The 21,361-nt window shown below is 33.9% G+C and carries 16 protein-coding genes; 10 read left to right on the forward strand and 6 right to left on the reverse strand.

All coding sequences use genetic code 11. The features are described 5' to 3' along the window. Positions 1-270 precede the first annotated feature (270 nt). The 3 genes from K6T82_RS02760 (at position 271) to K6T82_RS02770 (ending at position 3,748) form a co-directional block, all read left to right on the forward strand. On the forward strand, positions 271-969 hold the full coding sequence (locus tag K6T82_RS02760) for a DUF3592 domain-containing protein (protein WP_223704480.1): 699 nt from the start codon (positions 271-273) through the stop codon (positions 967-969). A 93-nt stretch (positions 970-1,062) separates the two neighbouring features. After that, positions 1,063-1,836 carry a TlpA family protein disulfide reductase gene (locus K6T82_RS02765; protein WP_223704481.1) on the forward strand — a complete coding sequence of 258 codons (774 nt, stop codon included), beginning with the start codon at positions 1,063-1,065 and terminating at the stop codon, positions 1,834-1,836. Positions 1,837-2,128: 292 nt separating this feature from the next. Further along, positions 2,129-3,748: an ABC-F family ATP-binding cassette domain-containing protein gene (locus K6T82_RS02770; protein WP_223704482.1), complete on the forward strand. Its 1,620-nt coding sequence runs from the start codon at positions 2,129-2,131 to the stop codon at positions 3,746-3,748. Positions 3,749-3,891: 143 nt separating this feature from the next. On the opposite strand, the gene K6T82_RS02775 is transcribed toward K6T82_RS02770, so the two are convergent. Together K6T82_RS02775 and K6T82_RS02780 are read right to left on the reverse strand one after the other, a co-directional pair. Further along, positions 3,892-4,065, reverse strand: a complete 174-nt coding sequence (locus tag K6T82_RS02775; protein WP_223704483.1) for a hypothetical protein — start codon at positions 4,063-4,065, stop codon at positions 3,892-3,894. A 511-nt stretch (positions 4,066-4,576) separates the two neighbouring features. After that, complete coding sequence (locus K6T82_RS02780) at positions 4,577-5,293, reverse strand: hypothetical protein (protein ID WP_223704484.1); 717 nt, start codon at positions 5,291-5,293, stop codon at positions 4,577-4,579. 165 nt (positions 5,294-5,458) lie between these two features. On the opposite strand from K6T82_RS02780, the gene pyrR reads away from it, so the two are divergent. From pyrR to K6T82_RS02810, 6 genes are all read left to right on the forward strand, one after another. Continuing rightward, the gene (gene pyrR, locus K6T82_RS02785) at positions 5,459-5,998 is read left to right on the forward strand and encodes a bifunctional pyr operon transcriptional regulator/uracil phosphoribosyltransferase PyrR (RefSeq protein ID WP_144219125.1); all 540 of its coding nucleotides are present in this window, start codon (positions 5,459-5,461) and stop codon (positions 5,996-5,998) included. 156 nt (positions 5,999-6,154) lie between these two features. After that, entirely contained in the window at positions 6,155-7,081 is a 927-nt protein-coding gene (locus tag K6T82_RS02790) for an aspartate carbamoyltransferase catalytic subunit (protein WP_029273654.1), read from the forward strand. A 256-nt stretch (positions 7,082-7,337) separates the two neighbouring features. Next, a complete protein-coding gene (locus K6T82_RS02795; RefSeq protein ID WP_223704485.1) occupies positions 7,338-7,670 on the forward strand; it encodes a ribonuclease Z in 333 nt (110 codons plus the stop codon). A gap of 97 nt (positions 7,671-7,767) precedes the next feature. Next, the gene (locus K6T82_RS02800) at positions 7,768-8,673 is read left to right on the forward strand and encodes a ribonuclease Z (RefSeq protein WP_223704486.1); all 906 of its coding nucleotides are present in this window, start codon (positions 7,768-7,770) and stop codon (positions 8,671-8,673) included. Between the two features lie 88 nt (positions 8,674-8,761). Continuing rightward, the gene (gene pdxH / locus K6T82_RS02805) at positions 8,762-9,406 is read left to right on the forward strand and encodes a pyridoxamine 5'-phosphate oxidase (protein ID WP_223704487.1); all 645 of its coding nucleotides are present in this window, start codon (positions 8,762-8,764) and stop codon (positions 9,404-9,406) included. Between the two features lie 173 nt (positions 9,407-9,579). Beyond that, positions 9,580-10,083, forward strand: coding sequence for a CAP domain-containing protein (locus K6T82_RS02810; RefSeq protein WP_223704488.1), 504 nt, complete (start codon positions 9,580-9,582; stop codon positions 10,081-10,083). Positions 10,084-10,206: 123 nt separating this feature from the next. Here K6T82_RS02810 and K6T82_RS02815 read toward each other — a convergent pair whose 3' ends face one another. From K6T82_RS02815 to K6T82_RS02830, 4 genes are all read right to left on the reverse strand, one after another. Further along, positions 10,207-12,150, reverse strand: a complete 1,944-nt coding sequence (locus K6T82_RS02815) for an OmpA family protein (RefSeq protein ID WP_223704489.1) — start codon at positions 12,148-12,150, stop codon at positions 10,207-10,209. Between the two features lie 12 nt (positions 12,151-12,162). Then, positions 12,163-13,074 (reverse strand): PorP/SprF family type IX secretion system membrane protein, encoded by a 912-nt coding sequence (locus tag K6T82_RS02820; protein WP_223704490.1) that lies wholly within the window; start codon positions 13,072-13,074, stop codon positions 12,163-12,165. 147 nt (positions 13,075-13,221) lie between these two features. Then, positions 13,222-19,803 (reverse strand): HYR-like domain-containing protein, encoded by a 6,582-nt coding sequence (locus tag K6T82_RS02825; RefSeq protein ID WP_223704491.1) that lies wholly within the window; start codon positions 19,801-19,803, stop codon positions 13,222-13,224. 16 nt (positions 19,804-19,819) lie between these two features. Continuing rightward, a complete protein-coding gene (locus K6T82_RS02830; RefSeq protein ID WP_223704492.1) occupies positions 19,820-20,221 on the reverse strand; it encodes a hypothetical protein in 402 nt (133 codons plus the stop codon). A gap of 650 nt (positions 20,222-20,871) precedes the next feature. Here K6T82_RS02830 and K6T82_RS02835 point away from each other — a divergent pair. Continuing rightward, entirely contained in the window at positions 20,872-21,360 is a 489-nt protein-coding gene (locus K6T82_RS02835; RefSeq protein WP_223704493.1) for a SixA phosphatase family protein, read from the forward strand. Position 21,361 lies beyond the last annotated feature (1 nt).

The following is a 21,361-nucleotide window of genomic DNA, read 5'->3' on the forward strand; positions in this document are numbered from 1 at the left end:
TTTCAAGAGTTAATAACAAAAATCCTGAAAATTATGTGAAATAAAATGTTTGGTGGGTTAAAATTGAGTTTGGTTATTTATTTTTTAATCTAATTTTATTTCAAAAAAATGTGCTGAATTTGGATAATTGTTATTTGGTTTTTATCCAAAGGAGGACGTTTATAGAGCCTGACAATTCGTTGTCAGGCTTTTTTGTTTAAAAAATATTCAAATTATTAGGAGATACCGCTTTTAAGATTATTTTTACAACAACTAATCAAACCCAAAATAATGAAAGCATTCTCAATTTTCAATTATGTATTCGCAATTATCGGCGCTGGTCTCATGGCTGGAGCAATTTATCTTTATGTAGACAAACAGGCTTTTCTGGAAAAAGCAGAAACGGTTCAGGGAACAGTTGTAGAAATGATTCCAAAGCGATCTAAAGAATCAACAACGTATAGCCCGGTGGTTTCTTTTAAAACCAAGACCGGGCAAACCATTACCTATACATCTTCCACAAGTAGTAATCCGCCTAGTTATAATGTTGGCGAAAGCGTGACTATTTTTTATGATCCAGCAGATCCAAATGATGCAGAAATCAACGGATTTTTTTCGTTATGGCTGGGTGTTTTAATCTTAGGTTTTATAGGAACAGTTTTCTTTTTAATTGGATTTTTAGGCATTTTATTTCGTTGGTTAAAAAATAAAAAAGCACAAAATCTACGAGAAACCGGAAAACCTATTGCTGCAAAATTTACACAAGTTCAATTAAATACCAATCAATCATTAAACGGTCGAAACCCTTTTCAGATTTTGAGTCAATGGCAAGATCCTCAAACGAATGAGTTATATGTTTTTAAAAGTGAAAGCATTTGGTATGACCCTACAGAATTTATAAATACTGAAACGGTAAGAGTATTCATTGATCCGCAGAATCCTAAAAATTATGTGATGGATACTTCTTTTTTACCTGTTTTAAAAAATTAGAAATATAAATTGCTTAACCGTTTAGATATCTTTACGGTTAAGCAAACTCTTTTTTTGCTTATTTTTGAAATCAAATACAATGTTTCAGAATCCATGCAGAAATTCTACAGTCTACTTTTTTTTCTTTTAATCTTTTCTATAAGTCCGGCTCAAAATAAATTTGGAAATCCAGAAGTCGATCCTTTACAAATTCAGAAAACTTACGAACAATGGTCTGTCTATCAGAATAAAAAAATCATGCTTTCGAGAGATTTTACAGCATTGGATGTTGCATCAAAAGAAATCTCAAAAGAAGTTTTTCTGGATCAGCTAGCAAATGGAAATTTTATTCCAATTCGACTAAAATCTGATGAAGGAGTCTACTATTATAAACTTTACAAAATCCAACCCAAAACAGATACGAGTATAAAAGCAACAATCAATCAAATTGGATTTGATGCTTATAAGAATTTCAAAATGGAAGGAACTGCTTTTCCGCAATTTTCATTCAAAGATTTAAACGGAAATTTAGTTACCAATGAATCCATGAAAGGAAAAATCATCGTAATAAAATGCTGGTACATTCACTGCACGCCTTGCATTAGAGAATTTCCTCAAGTCAATAAATTGGTTGAAAATTACAAAGACCGAAAAGATATTGTTTTTATGAGTTTAGCCGAAGATTCTCCTGAACAATTAAAAACATTTTTAGCGAGAAAACCTTTGTCCTATTCTGTAATTCCAGATATGAAAGAATACATGAATAATGCCTTACAGCTGAATTCTTTTCCAACACATTTTATCATCAACAAAGAAGGAATAATTTCAAAAGTGCTTCCAAATTTTGAGAGTTTAGAAGTCGCTTTAGCGAAAGAAAGTAAGCTTTAGTTGAATCTCGCAAAGTCGCAGAGGCGCAAAGTTTTTTAAGCAAAGTAACCTCATTTTTTGTCATCCTGAGCGAAGTCGAAGGACCGCATGCTAAATCCGTACTGATTAGCTCAAAGTGCGTGTCCTTCGACTTCTCTCAGGATGACATACTTTAGGTTATAAACAAAACTTTGCGTCTTCGCGACTTTGCGAGAAAATACTCATTCAAAGAAAAAAACCTTAGCACCTTAGCATCTTTGCAACTTAGAACCTTTTTCACTACTTTTGCACCAAATTAATTAAAAAGACATTCATGTTAACAGTCAATAATTTATCAGTTCAATTTGGTAAAAGGATTTTATTTGATGAAGTAAATACAACTTTCACTCACGGAAATATTTACGGAGTTATTGGAGCCAATGGTGCTGGAAAATCTACTTTCTTAAAAGTTATTTCGGGCGATATCGACCCAACTTCTGGTCACATTCATTTGGAGCCAGGAAAACGTATGTCGGTTTTAAACCAGAACCACAACATGTTCGACGAACATACTGTTTTAGAAACCGTATTAATGGGAAATAAAGTTCTGTACGCTGTTAAAAAAGAAATGGATGAACTTTATTTAGATTATAATGACGCCAATGCAGACCGAATTGGAGAGCTTCAGGTTCAGTTTGAAGAAATGAACGGATGGAACGCCGATTCTGACGCTGCAGCAATGTTATCTAACTTAGGAATCACAGAAGCAGATCATTATACTTTAATGGCTGATATGGAAGGAAAAATGAAAGTACGTGTGCTTTTGGCACAGGCGCTTTTCGGAAATCCTGACTTGCTGATTATGGATGAGCCTACCAACGATTTGGATTTTGAAACAATCGCTTGGTTAGAAAACTTCTTAGCAAACTACGAAAACACTGTAATCGTTGTATCGCACGACCGTCACTTTTTAGATGCGGTTTGTACACATATTTCTGATATTGATTTCGGAAAAATCAATCACTACTCAGGAAACTATACATTCTGGTACGAGTCTAGCCAATTAGCGGCAAAACAACGTGCGCAGCAAAACAAAAAAGCAGAAGAGAAGAAACAAGAATTGGAAGAATTTATTCGTCGTTTTAGTGCAAACGTGGCGAAATCGAAACAAGCTACTTCTCGTAAAAAAATGATTTCTAAATTAAATATTTCTGAAATCAAACCTTCTAGCCGTCGTTACCCTGCGATTATTTTCGATCAAGATCGTGAAGCTGGAGATCAAATCTTAAATGTAGAAAACCTTTCTGCTTCTGTTGATGGAGAAATCTTATTCAAAGATGTTGATTTGAATATGGCGAAAGGCGATAAAATCGTTCTTTTCTCTAAAGATTCACGTGCTACAACAGCTTTCTACGAAATCTTAAACGGTGAGCAAAAAGCAGATTCTGGAACTTTCGATTGGGGAATTACAACAAACCAAGCGTATTTACCAGCTGAAAACCACAAATACTTCGAAAATGATTTAACTTTAGTTGACTGGTTACGTCAGTACGCTAAAACAGAAGAAGAGCGTGATGAGGTTTTCATTAGAGGTTTCTTAGGAAAAATGATTTTCTCTGGAGAAGAAGCTTTAAAAACTTCTAGAGTTTTATCTGGAGGAGAAAAAGTACGTTGTATGCTTTCTAGAATGATGATGGAACGTGCTAACGTTTTAATGTTAGACGAACCAACAAACCACTTAGATTTGGAGTCTATTACAGCTTTCAACAACTCATTGAAAAACTTTAAAGGTTCTGTAATTTTTACAACGCATGACCACGAGTTTGCACAAACTGTTGGTAACCGAATTGTAGAATTAACGCCAAACGGAGTTATCGATCGTTACATGACATTTGATGAATATCTTGATGATGAAAAGATTCAGGAACAAAGAAAGAAGATGTACAATCTTTAATTTTTGAAATTCCAAATTCCAAACTTTGAGCTTACAACTTTGTCAAAGTTTTAAACTTTGACAAAGTTCAACAACCATAAAAAAAATCCCAAATTCCATTTAAACTTGGAATTTGGGATTTTTTAATTTTTAGATTTTACTATTTATTTCTTGCCGAACATTTTAGCAAAGATCCAGATAATAATCGCAATGATAAAGATTACGATAAAGATTCCAAATCCCATTCCGGCTTTAAAAATGTCTCCAACTAATTCACAGCTTGAAAATGAAAATAGTATTACGAATACCATTAACAATCTAAGTATTTTATTTTGCATGATTTTGAGTTTTTAAATTGCTTTAATAAAATTACTTCAGGAATAAGGGAAATGTGTTATATAATTTTTGTGAAATGTTTTAGGATTTAGATTTGATAGTTTTTATTTCCAAAAATACGAGCCCGATAATAACTAAGATTTCAGCTAAAAAATAAATAATGCCAAAAATCGAAATACTTTGATAATAACAAACGATAATCCCAATTGTCAAAAGACAATAAAGAATATTAGCCGTACAGATTATTTTTAAAAATGATTTCCAATTTCGCTTGACGAAAAAATAGCAACTGATTGAATAAACGAAAAAAGTGAAGGCAATAATTGAAAGGTATTCAAAAACATTTTTTGATAAACCGAAAAAATCATTGAAATTTCTAAGGATAAAATAGAGTAAAAAAGCAGTTAGAAAAGCTCCAAGGCTGTCTAATAAAAAAATGTTTCGACGTTTTACAAGACTTTTTTGGAGTGATTTTTTCATTTGTAATTCTTTTCAATTTGATTTCTACAAGTATTACTGATTTAAAAAATCTAAAGCTTTCTGAGTCAGATTGCATTTTTTTTCCTGAAAGAATGCTAAACATTTTTTTAGTTCCAGATTGTTATTTGTATTTCCAATAAAAGTAAATATGGAATTTATTTTAGTGATTTCGATGTTAGTGGTTTTGTAAGCCAAGTAAATGTCAATTTTTTCAATATTCTCATAGTAATCAGTTTTACCCCAAAAACTGCCTCTGTGTTCAAAAGATTCTTCTTTTAAGATTAATTTCGGATTGTAATTGTTGAGTGCCAAGACAAAAGGCAGAGGAATCTTTTTTATGCCTACAAAACCAGCGATTAATTTTACGTCAATATCTTTTCTGTTGATATATATAATAATGGGATTTTGACCATCTAAGTCTCTTTTTGAACGTCCGAATAAACCTATTTCACTTTCATTAGGATTTGTTGTGTTTATTTCTGCAGGATGAACATAAGTGTACATACCGTAATAATGCCCTGATATCGACCATCCTTTTGCCTTTTTAAGTGTGGTAACTCCGAAATCACCGGCTGGAGATCCTATATGAACAGGGCCATATTCAGCCATAATCTTAACAGCTTCTGTTCTTATGTCTTCAATCGTATCAGTATTATTAAAAACAATGTAACTGCCATTTTCAAATAAAACCCAATCTTGAAATTTAGGATTAATAGCAAGTCTTACATTGTCAATTAAAGTTTGGTCCATTTTTTATTTTGTATTGAAACTTATGAAATAAATATATTTAGAATACTAAAATATATCATAAAAGGATAAGTAAAATATAAAAGGCAAAAAATATTTCCTTTCTTAAGACCCCAACAAATAAAATCAGATTCCGTATATTTGCCCGATCAATCATTACAATTAATTATGAGCCAGAAAGTATTACTTAATTCAAAAGAAGTTACTATTATACTTCACCGTTTGGCTTGTCAGTTAATCGAAAAACATCTTGATTTTTCAAATACTATTTTAGTGGGAATTCAGCCAAGAGGCGTTTTTTTAGCTGAACGTTTAAAACAAATTTTAGAAAACGAATACCAGGTTCCAGAAATTTCTTTGGGTTATTTGGATATCACTTTTTTTAGAGATGATTTTCGTCGTACAGAAAAACCACTTGAAGCCAATAAAACTCAAATCAATTTTATAGTCGAAGACAAAAAAGTCATTTTTATAGATGATGTTTTGTTTACAGGCCGAAGCATTCGTTCTGCGTTAACTGCCATTCAATCTTTCGGAAGACCTTCAGAGATCGAATTGTTAGTTTTAATCGACAGACGTTTCAGCCGTCATTTACCAATTCAGCCCGATTACCGTGGTCGTCAGGTAGATGCTATCAATGGCGAAAAAGTGATTGTAAGCTGGAAAGAAAATGATGGTGAAGATGTTGTTCACTTAGTGACAAATTAAATTTGGTTAATCGTTTAATCGGTTAATTGTTTAATCGATTTATTTCGATTACTCAATTAAAAATTATAAAAATAGGTTAACCGTTAAATCGTTTAACTGTTTAATCGCAAAGCAAACGATTAAACGATTCAACAAATAAACAATTAAACAAAAAAGATGAAAGAATTAAGCGTAAATCATTTATTAGGAATAAAATATATCAACGAAAATGATATTAACCTGATTTTTGAAACGGCAGATCATTTTAAAGAAGTCATTAACCGACCAATTAAAAAAGTTCCTTCATTACGAGATATTACCATTGCCAATATTTTCTTCGAAAACAGTACCAGAACAAAACTCTCTTTCGAATTAGCGCAGAAACGTTTATCTGCTGATGTCATCAGTTTTTCTGCAGCTCAATCGTCGGTTAAAAAAGGAGAGACCTTGATTGATACTGTAAATAATATCCTTTCGATGAAAGTAGATATGGTTGTAATGCGCCACTCCAATCCCGGAGCGGCTTATTTTTTATCTAAAAATGTCAAAGCCAGTATCGTAAACGCAGGAGACGGCGCACACGAACACCCAACTCAGGCTTTATTGGACAGTTATTCTATAAGAGAAAAATTGGGCGATGTAGCTGGTAAAAAAGTGGTGATTGTAGGTGATATTCTGCATTCGAGAGTAGCTTTATCCAACATATATGCTTTGCAAATGCAAGGTGCAGAAGTAAAAGTTTGCGGACCAAAAACTTTGATTCCAAGATATATCGAATCTTTGGGAGTTACGGTTGAACCAAATTTACGCAAAGCCTTAGAATGGTGCGACGTTGCGAACATGCTTCGTGTACAAAACGAACGTATGGATGTGAATTTCTTCCCATCAACACGTGAATACGCACAACAATATGGAGTAGACAAACCACTTTTGGATTCGCTAGGAAAAGAAATCGTAATCATGCACCCAGGACCAATCAACAGAGGAGTAGAGATTACTTCTGAAGTTGCCGATTCTGATCATTCTGTAATTTTAAATCAGGTTGAGAATGGTGTAGCGATTAGAATGGCGGTTATTTATCTTTTGGCGTCTAAGATTCAGTAGATTTTTGTTTCATGTTTCAAGTTGTTGAAATGTAGATGTAGCATGTTACCCTGAGCGAAGTCGAAGGGCTTTTCATCATGCACGTCTTTTGTAAACGAGGGCTTCGACTTCGCTCAGCCTGACAAACGGTGCATACACAAAACCTGAAACCTGAAACTTGAAACCTGAAACAAAAAAACGAAAAACAACAAATAAAAAAACTTCGTACCTTAGCTCTCAGAAAATCAATTTTTATATAAGCCCCATAAATTAAAAAATGAAAGTAGATCAAAAAGGACATACCGTTACAATTAAAGATACACAAGGAGATGTAAATGCTTTCTTGGAAAAAGTAACGCAACAGTTTAAAACCTTTGAAAAACAAAATATTATCATCGATTTATCATCAGATGCTGCTGTAACAGAAAAAGATTTGAAAGCTTTTTTACCGCTTTCTAAGCTTCATAAAAAAGCAAAAAAATCATTTGTAATTGTTGCTACAGATCTTGATTTTAATGCTATTTCAGATAAATTGGCTGTAGTTCCTTCTCTTTTGGAAGCTCACGATATTATCGAAATGGAAGAAATCGAAAGAGATTTAGGATTTTAAATATGGGTTTAATTGTTTATTCGTTTGAGCGTTTAATCGATTTGATTTAATTTTATACGATTAAACGATTTACCAGATAAACGAATAAACAATAAAATTGAAATTAACTATACTTGGCTGTTATGCCGCAACTCCTAGAACACTAACTAATCCGACTTCGCAGGTTTTAGAAATTAAAAATCGATTGTTTTTAATTGACTGTGGAGAAGGAACTCAGGTTCAGCTTCGAAAAAATAAGATTAAATTCTCTAAGATTAATCACATTTTTATTTCGCATCTACACGGCGATCATTTGTATGGATTAATTGGAACTATTTCGACTTTTTCTCTTTTGGGAAGAACAACCGATTTACATATTTATGGTCCAAAGGGAATTAAAGAACTGATTCTGCTTCAATTGAAATTGACGGAATCATGGACTACTTATTCTTTGTTTTTCCATGAATTGGAATCGAAAGAAAGTGAAGTTATCTTTGAAGACAAACGTGTTATCGTAAAAACAATTCCGTTAAAACATCGTGTGTATACGAATGGATATCACTTTCAGGAAAAACCAGATGAAAGGAAACTGAATGTAGAAGCTGTTCAAAAATACGATATCCATGTTGCTTATTATCAGAAAATAAAAAACGGTGGAGATATCAAGCTTGATGACGGAACGATAATTGAAAATGAAAAACTGACTTTCGATCCGCCGCCAACAAAAAGTTATGCTTTCTGTTCTGATACGGTTTACAATGAGGATATAATTCCAATTATAGAAAATACTGATATTTTGTATCACGAATCTACGTTTTTAGAATCTGAAGCAAGATTGGCAGAGAAAACGCTGCATTCGACAGCAAAAGAAGCAGCAAGAATTGCTTTGAAAGCCAATGTAAAACAATTAATTTTAGGACATTATTCTACACGTTATGACGGAATTGAGTGTTTTAAAAAAGAAGCAGAAACTATTTTTCCGAATGTACTTTTGGGAGATGATGGGGTTTCATTTGATTTTTAAATAGATACTAAGGTGCTAAGTTTCTAAGATTCTAAGTTTTTGAAACCTGAAACTTGAAACCTGAAACCTGAAACAAAAAAACAAAACTATGAGTGATTTAAGTAATTATAGAAAATCTTACGAGAAAAGCGAATTATTGGAAGATAATATTCCGGAAGATCCAATTAATCTTTTTAACAGATGGTTTCATGAGGTTGAAGATTTTGGTGGAAGTGGAGAGGTAAATGCCATGACGGTTTCTACGATTGGTTTGGATGGTTTTCCGAAATCGCGTGTGGTTTTATTGAAGAAATTCTCCGAAGAAGGGTTTATATTCTATACCAATTATCATTCGGAAAAAGGAAAAGCTATCGAAGCCAATCCAAATGTTTGTCTGTCTTTTTTCTGGCAGGAAATGGAACGCCAGGTTATTATAAAAGGAATTGCTCAAAAGACTTCTGAAATTATTTCTGATAATTATTTCGATTCTCGTCCAGATGGAAGTAAACTTGGAGCTATTGTTTCTAATCAAAGTGAAGTAATTCCGTCGAGGACTTTTTTAGAAGAAAACCTGAAAAAAATAGAAGCAGATTTTGAAGGAAAATCGATTCCAAGACCTCAAAATTGGGGAGGATATATTGTCACACCGTTACAAGTCGAATTTTGGCAAGGTAGAGCTAACAGACTGCACGATAGAATACGTTACACCAGTCAATCTGATTTTTCATGGAAGATTGAACGCTTATCTTCTTGATTTGTAAGAAAATTATATTTCATTAAAAAATATAGGTGTATTTCATCGATTAATTTTGTAGTTTAGCGACAAATTGAATATGTTTGGTCTAGAAAAATAGAGAACATTTATTCAAAAATAAATTTAAAGGATTTGCCCCACATCTACTTTAAACTGCTAATATGCTGTTGATTATGAAAAAGATTAAGCGCATCATGTTGTTCATTGCGATTGTAATCGCAATGAACTCATGTACTGCAGACACTGTCGAAGGAAGCGTGGATAAAAGTCCGACCGAAGCGCTCGTTACCAATTATTCTTATAACGACTCAGAACTTCAAACCATGAAGCTAATAAACGACTATCGATTAAGTGTCGGTTTAAATGCTCTGGAAAAAGTCAATCATATTTCTTATAAATGCGAAGAACATAATGTGTATATGATTGATAATAATGTCGTAAATCATAACGATTTTGTTGAACGATCTCAAAATATTACTAGCGTTTTAGGGGCTAAGAAAGTTGGAGAAAATGTTGCCTATAACTATAAAACTCCTGAAGCGGCTTTGAGAGCATGGCTTGAAAGTCCAGGTCATAAACAAAATATAGAAGGTGATTATACACACTTCGGAATATCTGTAACTACAGATGCTGCGACAGGTAAAAAATATTACACTAACATTTTTGCTAAGCTGTAAACGAAAAATTGAACTGGTTGTTTTTTAGAGATCGTCGTATTTTGCAAGAATTACGACGATTTTTTATATAAAAAAAGCTGCCCAGTTTAGACAGCTTTTAAAGATTGGTTGTGTTAGTAATGTCTACAAAGCAGTTATAATAAACTCACTTCGTCTATTTGCTTGATGTTCTTCTTCTGTACATGAAACGCCATCAGAACATTTGTTTACAAGTTGGGTTTCTCCATAACCTTTTCCTTTTAATCGGTTTGGAGCTATGCCATTTTTAATAAGCCATTTGATAGTAGATTTTGCTCTTCTGTCAGATAAAGCGGCATTGTACTGATGCGTTGCGCGACTATCTGTATGAGAACGAATATCTAATTTCATTGTTGGGTTTTCATTTAAAACGACTAATATTTTTTCTAAATCTACAGCGGCTTCAGTCCTAATATTAGATTTGTCTAAGTCGAAATAAATCATTTTGATTCCGAAACAAACTCCTAAATCGTCACCGATAGTAACTTTGCAACTTGATTTTTCCAATGCAATTGGCAGATTTGTTTTACCACTTGTTTTAGAAATGGTAACACTCACTTCTTTTGTATTGTATTCCGGTTTTTCTGCTCTCACAAAATAGATTTTTCCACATTCAACAGGAAAAACATATTTTCCCGATCCATCAGAAACAGTTGAATTTTTGATACTATTCTGGTCATCAAATAAAGTAATTTTTGTTCCTGCGAGAATACTTCCTGTTTCTGCGTCTGTAATAATTCCTTCTAACTGCTGTTCGCATTTTAGTTTTCTTGTTTCTAGGAATTTGTAAATATCATCAGAACCTTGACCTCCATCTTTATTTGACGTGAAATATCCTTTTCTGGAAACGGGGTCAATAATATATGCGAAATCGTCTTTAGGCGAATTTACATCACTACCAACATTTTGAATGTTACTAATTTTTCCATTTGAATCAATGTTTGCAACAAAAACATCTAAACCGCCTAGTCCTGGATATCCGTCTGATGAAAAGTATATTTCATTCTCGCTAGTTACAAAAGGGTATGTTTCCTTTCCTTCTGTATTGATATCTTTTCCAAGATTTTCAGGAGTTCCAAAATCACCGTTTGGATTTATACTCACTTTATACAAATCGGATTGACCAAGCGATCCAGGCATGTCCGAAGAAAAGTATAATGTTTTCTCATCAGGACTTAATGCAGGATGTGCCGTACTGTAATTGTCGCTGTTAAAAGGAAGTTGAGTGATATTGCCCCATTTATTGTCGGCACCTAAATTTGCTTTGTAAATTTTAATTAAAGTAATTCTGTTTTCATCTTTTCCTTTCTTACCGTTGATGTAGTTGTTTCTAGTAAAATATACTGTTTTACCATCTTTAGTGAAAACTGGAGATGCTTCATGAAATTTGGTATTGATAGCCGATTTGAATTTTTTTGCTTTTCCGGCAATCCCATTTTCAGGATTAAGATCGGCATTGTAAATATTAGTAAAATATTCTCCAGTCCATTGGTGTTTACGTTGCATAAAATTACCCGTGTCTCGTGCTGAAGCAAAATATATTTTGTTGTTATAAACAAATGATCCATAATCAGAATATTTGCTATTTATTCCTGCATCTTCAATTTTATATCTTCCAGAATTAGCTTTAATTTCATCCAAATAATTAACATCATCTTTGTACAATTTACCTCTAGTGTCACTTTTTGATTTGGAATAAAAATCATCAAGAAGTTTATTGGCTTTGACAACTTCACCGGTTGATTTTAATGACTGCGCATATCTATAATAGTATTCTGGTTCTACGGTTGTATTCATTGCAAATAATTCACCGTACCATTTTGCCGCACCCGAAAAGTCTGAATTAAAATAATAAGAATTACCTAGTTTTTTAAACATGTCTTCAGACTTGTAACCCTTATTGGCTACTTTTTCATATGTTTTTATAGCATCAACATAAGCATAACTATCATATTTTTTATCTCCGGAAGCTATTTTTGCCTTTTGTGCATAACTGCTAAATGAAAAAGCACTTATAATTGTTAAAAGAAGTAGTGTAAAGTTTTTCATGATGCAATGGTTTTAAAAGAAACGAGGGGTTGTCATTTTATTATTGTATTTGAAAAGTTCAAAACGAAGGAAGATTTCGTGCGAGCCAGAATTGTAGTTTTTCAATCTGGTTGTTTCATTATCATATCCATAACCAATAAACAAGCCTTCTGTAATTTGAAATCCTGCCATTGCACTTACTGCAGCATCCCATCTGTAAGCAGCACCAAGAGTTAGTTTTTCAAAGAATAAAAAGTTTGCAGATACATCAACCTGAAGAGGAGCGCCTTCAACCATTTTTGTCAAGACCGCTGGTTTGAATTTTATTTCTTGAGACAAATCGAATACATAACCTGCCATTAAATAATAATTGATTTTATCTTTATAAATGGCTACATCATTATCATCATAACGATTTGTTTGTATAAAGTTTGGAACCGATAATCCTACATATGCTTTTTTAGAATGTAAATAGATACCAGCACCAACATTGGGAGAAAAATCATTTTGTAGATTTTGAAATTGAGGGTCACCCGAATTTTCAGGATTAAGTTTCGTGATATCCAGATTAAAAATATCTGCCGTACCTTTTATACCAAATGAAAGCTTCCAGGATTCGGATGTTGGCACTGTATAAGAAAGGTCTACAGAAAATTGATTTTCAGTAGTAGGTCCAATTTTATCATTGACCAAAGATACACCCAGACCTATATTGCTATTGTTTATTGGTGTATTAATAGAAATTGCATTGGTTTTAGGAGCACCGTCAAGTCCTACCCACTGATCACGATGTAATGCAAAAACACTCAATGCACCACGAGAACCAGCATAAGCAGGGTTTATGTTTATCGTGTTGTACATATATTGTGTAAACTGCGCGTCTTGTTGAGCGTAGCCACTATAGGTAACTAACAGAATGACGAAGAAAAATAATTTTGTTCTCATAGTAAATGGATTATTTTTATTGTTGCTACTGATTTTTAAAGTATTGAAAATCAGCATGGATTTAGTGTAAAAGTGCATGTGTTTTTTACATAAAAGTGAGAATAATACGCTGTAAATTGCTATTTTACAGCATATTATGTTGTTTTGTTACTTTGATAGGTATAAATAACCGCTCAATTTGTTATCCTGAAGATTGTTATTACCATCTAACGACTTGTAATTAATGATATAAAAATATGTTCCAATAGGTAGTCCATCAGCTTGTTTTACGGTAGTTCTTCCTCTTGAAATTCCATCAAAAAAGTTTGTAGTATTGTTGTAGTTTTTAGTCTCAAAAACTAAAATACCCCAACGGTTATAGATTTCCACAGTATTCTCCGGATAACAGGTTACGTCGTCGATATTGTCAATTTTGAATGTATCATTGAAGTTGTCTCCATTTGGAGAGAACGCATTACGAGGTAAGACGTCTCCGCAAGCCAAAACTTTACAATCATCATTTACTTCCATGTTTAGTATAATACTTCTCGGACATTTTTCATCAGCAATTAAATATTCTAAAACATAATTGCCTAAGGCCAATCCAAACGGATTGAAGATATTTCCTTGGAGTGCATTTGTATTGCTTTTATCAACCCAGGTTCCGCTAGTCGGACTTCCTTCAGGAAGCAAACTAGTTAGGTTAAGAAGTGATGAATCGTCTGTACAAGCTGTACTGTTAAATTGAGTTGTACCATTTGGAACTACCGTAATGGTTACAATTGCAGTATCGCAATTTTCTGAACTTAATTTGTCACAAATTCTATAACTGTACGTGTAAGTTCCAGCCGGCGTCAAACTTGAAACAGTTACATTTCCAGTACTACTAATTATAATATTCGGATCTGTTTTACCATTGCTTTCGCTAAGTAGCGTAAAGTTTATCAGTTCTAATGTTACAGGAGTTGTTCCTTTCAAATCATTGCTGAAAACATTACCAACTATTCCGAAAGTATTACAGCCAATATTACTATAAGTGTCATCATTTGCAACAACCGGAGTTGGTGGAGCAGATGGAGTAGTAACAGTTATGGTTACTATAGCAGTATCGCAATTTCCAAAATCAGCTTTTTCGCAGATCTGATACGTTAATGTGTAAGTACCCGCAGGTGTGTTTGGTGCAATATTTATTGAACCATCAGGATTTAAAGTTAAAGCACCTTTTGGATCAGGAATAGTTGTCGTTAGCGTTACGTCGTTTATAGTAACAACTGCACCATTCAAAGTATCATTAGTTAAAACATTGATAATATTTGTTCCTCCTGTAGTTCCGTTTATTGGTCCCGCTGTATCGTCATTTGCGATGATTGTAAATGTTGGTCGAGAAGTACAATACGGATCCGAAGGTGGGTAATTTACCGTAATAATCTCCGTTGGATTTAATGAGATGATTAAATTAGCTGCTGGACGTAATTTTTCAAATCCATCATTACCCTGAATCCATTTATTATTTTCAAAAATCCATCCTGGCCAGTCGATTCCTTTTCCGGTTCCGTCTACTACCGCTCCAGACCATAGAATACGTCCGCTTAAAGGAAGATCATTTACGGTAGTAATTACATTATTAGCGCTATCAGACCACGCAATTGTTACACCATTTGCAGGAGTAAAATTTAAAGGAGTTACAACATAATCCAAATAAGGAACATCATTAACGCAGATTGGCGTTGCAGTAACTGTCATCGCAGGTGCTACAATTGTGATAGTAACAATTGCAGTGTCACAATTATCAGGATGCGCTGCCTCGCAAATTTGATATACCAAAGTCAATGTTCCCACTGGTGCATTAGCTAATACATCTATAGAACCATTTGGATTTAGTTGTAAAAAGTTATTCGGAGTTACTGTTGTTAAAATAACATCTGATGGAGTTATGCCGACACCATCAAGAGTATCATTTGAAAATATATTTAAAACATTTGTGGTCGCATGATTAACCCCCGCAATTGGTCCTGCTGTATCATCATTCGCAATAATAGGTTTTTTGCAGTTTACACTAAAAGTTTGTACCAATTCTGTTTTATTTCCGGCACAATCTGTTAAAGTATAAGTTCTAGTGATAACATAAACGTTACCGTCACATCCACTGTTTGTATCGGCTACAGTGATATTTACCGTCGCACTACAGTTATCAGCAGCATCTTTAATATCACTTGGATTTCCAGCAGGAATCAAATCAATACTTGCTAAATTAAGTACATTAGCAGGAGCAGTTCCAGTTGGAGCAGTTGTGTCTCTTACAGTAATAATTTGAGTATAAGAAGCTGTATTTCCTGCACAATCACTAGTTTTCCAATTTCTGGTTAACGTATAATTTGAAGCACATCCATTTTGTATATCTGATTTTGTTTCAGAAAATACTATTGGTAAATTTCCATTACAATTATCTGAGGCAGTCATTTCTGCAGGATCAGGAACAGCATCACATGAAACTGTAATATTCTGAGGAAGAATTCCAGTAAACGCTGGAGCAGTTGTATCCTGAATGGTGATCACTTGCGTGAAAGTGCCAGAAATATTTCCGCAGTCGTCTTTTACAGTCCAAGTATTCGTGTAAGTTCCTGCATTTCCGCAAGTGGCAGAAGCTGTAAACTGACCACTTACTTTTACGATATTTGTTACATCAGCATCGCAAGAATCTGTTGCTAGAGGAAATAACGCTTGAGCAGTTGCTAAACCAGCCGCATCACTGCATTCTATAGTTTTATCTAAAGTTCCGATTGGAGTTGTCCAAGTTGGCGCAGTACTATCCTGAATGGTAATCACTTGCGTGAAAGTGTCAGAGATATTTCCGCAGTCGTCTTTTACCGTCCAAGTATTCGTGTAAGTTCCTGCATTTCCGCATCCAGCAGAAGCCGTAAACTGACCGCTTACTTTTACGATATTGGTTACATCAGCATCGCAAGAATCTGTTGCTATAGGAAATAACGCTTGAGCATTTGCTAAACCAGCCGTATCGCTGCATTCTATAGTTTTGTCTAAAGTTCCGATTGGAGTTGTCCAAGTTGGTACAGTACTATCCTGAATGGTGATCACTTGTGTGAAAGTGTCAGAGATATTTCCGCAGTCGTCTTTTACCGTCCAAGTGTTTGTGTAAGTTCCTGCATTTCCGCATCCGGCAGAAGCCGTAAACTGACCACTCACTTTTACAATATTGGTTACATCAGTATCACAAGAATCTGTTGCCGTAGGAAATAACGCTTGAGCATTTGCTAAACCAGTCGTATCGCTGCATTCTATAGTTTTGTCTAAAGTTCCTATTTGAGTTGTCCAGGTTGGTGCAGAATTATCCTGTACAATTATGGATTGAGAAACAGGAAGTGAAACGTTTCCACAAGCATCTGTTGCAGTCCAGGTTCTGGTTTTTGTGTAAGATCCTGCGCAATTTCCAGGAATAATGCTGTCTACATAAGTTAATGCAGAAACTGTTCCGCTGTCATCTGTGGCTGTTGCTTGAGCAAAAACGGGCTCTTCCAGACAATTGATTGTGCTGGTTTGCGGTAAAGAAGTAACAATTGGTTTGACAGCATCGCCATCTAAAATTGTAAACGACTCATTTATTTCGCATCCGTTTGCATCTGTAATTTTAACACTGTAGTTTCCGGCAGTAAGATTATTGGCAGTTGCAGTTGTTTGTACAGGAACAGTGCTCCAAGCATATGAATACGATGAAGTTCCTCCAGAAACGGTTACTGTTGCAGAACCATTAGTTCCGTTGCCACAAGAAACATTTGTTTGAGATTTTATAGCACTTAATACAGCGGAAGGTCCTTCAATTATAACCGAATTAGAAATTGAAGAACAATCGTCAGTTACAGTTAAAGAGTATGTTCCGGCTGGCATGTTTGTAACATTTGCAAGAGTTGAAACTTCATTATTTAAACTGTTTTTCCAAGAGTAATTTACTGTTCCCACGCTATTTGTCACTAATCCGGCAGTCAGTGTTCCGGTACTTGTTCCAAAACAAGAAACATCGGTTTTAGAAGAGGCGGTCAAAGCAAGAGCTGCAGAAGGTTGTAAAATAGTAATTGTTAATGTTCCCTGACATCCATTTGCATCTGTTGCGGTTACTTCATAACTTCCAGATCCAAGATCTGTTAAAGTTTGAGAAGTACCTGCATATAAATAGCCATCCTTTTTCCATGAATAAGCATAAGGAGCGATTCCACCAGAGGCATTATTTATAGTAATTGCCCCCGTTGTTTTATTGTAGCATTTTACATCGATATGTGATGCTGTCACTTCTGTTAAGACGATTGTACTTTTGGTAACTACAACTGGTTTTATATCAAAACAATTAGAAGTATTTGTCCCTTTAATGTAATAAGTTCCAGGAACAGCAGCCGTAAAATTCGCTAAAGGAGTAGTTGCGGTTGCATCAGTCCAATAAGTATAAGTTAATCCTGATGAGCTTCCATCAGTTATACTTGCAGCAGTTAAATCCGAAGAAGTAGCTGGTGAGCAAACAGGAAGTGGATTGGTTATAGTAACAGTTGGTTTTTCATTTATATTAACCACTATCGCTTTTTTAGGACCAATGCAAGCATTTGTTTTTCCTTCCGCAACATAGTAAGTAAATTGCCCCGCAGTTGCAGTAGAAGGAGTCAATGATTGCTGACCTGTCGAATTCAAAGTTTCGTAGTAATATAATGTATATTCAGGTTTGGTTGGTACAGCGGTAAGTGCGACTGCAGTATCGCCAATGCAATAATTTATTGGACTTGTAACATTTGGTGTTGTGGTAATGCTTTCAATAGTAACTGTAAATTCAAAATAACATCCACTTGCTGCTCCCGGTGGAATTGCATAATAGGTTGAGGTTCCAACGGTTGCCGGAAATGGATTATTGATCGTGTATTGTGTTGTCGTTCCTGCCACTACTGGATAGGCACTATAAAATGTGGATCCTGTAGGGAATGAACCCGTTACATCTGTTACAGGAATCGAGGTCGCAGTATTACAAAACGTAAAAGAAATTACTGATGGAGTAGCCTGACAATTTGCAGTTGTATAGTTTGCAGAATCTATAGTAGTTTGAAGCGGTGCAGCTATTGAAGTTCCCATACAGCTTCCTGATGTTGTATAACCTAAAATTAAAGATTGATCATTTACTGCAACGGTTGAATTTGCACCTTTCCCACTTAATTTCCCATTTACCTGAATAACATTGCTACAATTTGAATTTTTCAGCAAAGCGCAATTCTCAGTCGCCTTCAATGTAAATGTTAATTCTCCTAAAACAGTATTCGGATCAGTAGGCAGTGGTAATGTTCCTAAATCCCAAACTATTGATCCGTTTGCTCCAATGGTTGGCTCGTAAGTCAATGCATTTGGAGTAGGACGGGGTGTGAAATTTATCGTTTTTGCTAAACTTCCGGTTACAAATGTAGCATTGTAAGGAATCGGAATAACAAGTTTACTGTTTTGAACAGCTTCAGTACCACGGTTTTTTATTTGAACTTTATAACCTAGTTCCTGACCAGGCATAACGGTATATGGTCCTGCACCAACAGCACTTCCATTGATTGTGGTAGCGCTCAAAACACCTTCAATTTCTGGTACGTAAGCATCAACAGCCATTACAATAGAAAAGATAACATAACTATCAACCGTAGAACCATATTTAAAAGAGGTCGATGTCTGATTGTTTCCAATAATATCCTTATTGTCATTTGGAAGTTTAAACATACTGATGTCCATTCCAGAATTATTGATCAAATTCGGATTTCGACTGTTTCCACCGGTATTGATGGATGAATTGAAGAAATTATTGACCGAATTTCCAGGTCGGCTCAAGCTTCTATAATTGCCGCTATTCAATTCTTCAATCTGAAAATAATCACCATCATAATTCACATCACCCTCACCGGCCATAATTCCAAGTTTTACATCAACCGGTCCTGATGTTACAGAGTTAAATCCGGAAACAGGAAATGTATGGTCTGCGGTTATGTTATTTTGTACAAAAGCATGACCATCAAAAACTGTAATATCTCTGTTTTTCATGGTAGAATTTTCATAAATTACAACCAAACCCCATCCAGCATATTTTCCAATATTACCACCGTCAGCTCCTTCAGTTGCTGCGATATTGGCTGCAAAATATTCTCCAACACCATTTGCTCTTACATAATTAGTAACTTCTGCGTAAGCAGTAAACATATTATTGTCAGAATTTGTTGGAAAGTAGATATCTGTTGCTGTAAATTCATCATAAGAACTGTTGTTCGGACCTTTGAATAAAATTTTTCTTTTATCTAAAGTCTGAGTTACGCCATTTTTTGTTACCGTAAATGAGTTTGGACTAAAAGCGTCATCAGAAACTCTTCCTGTCCAGTATAATCCTGCGTAAACTATATTGTAGCAGTTTGTCAATTTGGTACCACTGTCATTTAATAAATCTAAAGTTGCAGCAGATGAGTTAAGAGTTTGACTGTCATTGTCTTTGTCGATGTAAGCCATTGGAAATGATCCATTGGTTTCGTAATCGTCATAGTTTTGGGTAGACAAATTGGTATTTCCAATCATCGTAAAATCTCCTTTGATTTTGTAAATTGTTTTCGTCGGAGAGTAAGTAGATGTTCTTTCTTTAAATGGTACAATTACTTGGGCGTTTACTTCATTAATTCCCATAATAAGCATTACGAAGAAATAAAAAGCCGTTAAATGTTGAGAGTAGATTTTTTTCATAATAATAGCTTTTAAATTATCCGCCTATAGAGATTTTATAAAGTAAGACATATTTTGAAGTATCATTTTTAATCAAATTATTGATGACAGATGGACTAGTCTCAACTTTTGAAATAATGAAAATGTATTGTAATTTTTCAAAACCAGAGAAAGAATTCAAATCAATAGATTTGTTTAGATCTGCCGCATTGCTAATTTTAATGGTTACAATTTCAATGTCACTTTTTGATGATACTATGCTGTTAAGGCTGTTAATAGAATTAATATCTGCAAATATGGCTGTAGGCTGGTCTCCATAAACTTTTGTTCCTCCTTTAGAAGAGTATACAGCAGATTGTAAATCGTATAAAAGATGTTTGAGATGGCTAAGCTTAGAATTTTGTCCTGATTTTTCTAAGTTTGTTAAGTACGAATCCACATTTTCACTTTGAGCAAATGAAAAAGACGTCACCAAAAAAAACAATATGAAAAAAATGTTTTTTTGAAAGATATTCCTCTTTGAGAAAAAAATAAACTTACAATTTGTAATAAATTTTACTGCTTTTTCAAGAGTAGATTTAGTTTTCATAACTTATGATTTTGTTTAAAAGTATTTATGAAATTTTAACAGAATCAAAGTTATATTAGAGTTTTTCTAATTGATTTTTTTTATCTACAACTAACCTAAAAACTCGTTGAAATGTATTTTTTCTACAAAAAAAAGCGATAAAAAGATTATTTTTTAACATAAAAATGCAAAAAATGTAAGTCGTTTTTTTGCTTTTTTAGTGAAATTTTGAAGTTTTAAAATGTTTTAAATACTTAATAATCAGTTATTTGGTTAAAATTTTAAAAATTAAGAGAATCTCGATTAAGTACTAATTTCCTAGACGAAGTACACTAATTGTATTTTTTTTCGAATCTCATTTTTTTTGAGATTAAGATATTATGAATTATTATTTCTTGTTAAAATTTCATTATAATGTTAACAGAAATAAAAAATAGAAAAGGTTTAAAATTTCTTTTGTAAATTAGAACTTAATTAAAAAATAGTAATCTCCAAATCAGGTTTTTAAAATTTCACAGCTTATGAAAAATCTTATTTTAATACGTCATGCAAAATCAAGTTGGGAGGCGCCGTTGAAAGATTTCGACCGTCCTTTAATGAAAAGAGGAATTTTAGATGCGCATGATGTTTCCTTACATATTTCGAAATACCTTCCTAAAACATATATTATATGGAGTAGTACCGCAGCAAGAGCGTCGGAAACGGCTTTAATCTTTGCTCAGAATATTTCATATCCTATAGAAAGTATCGTTTACAAGGATGATTTGTATACTTTTGATGAAAAGCAACTCGAAAAAGTTATCAAATCGTGTGATAATAGTTTTGAAAGCGTTATTCTTTTCGGACATAACGAGGCTATTACAAATTTTGTTAATAAATTTGGGGATGTATTTATAGAAAATGTCCCAACTTCTGGTTTTGTATCATTACAATTTGATGCCGAAAGCTGGGATACGATAAATAAAGGTAAAACACATAAAACTATTTTCCCCAAAGATTTAAAATCATAAC

The organism is Flavobacterium potami (genome assembly GCF_020026915.1).
Lineage (GTDB): Bacteria > Bacteroidota > Bacteroidia > Flavobacteriales > Flavobacteriaceae > Flavobacterium > Flavobacterium potami.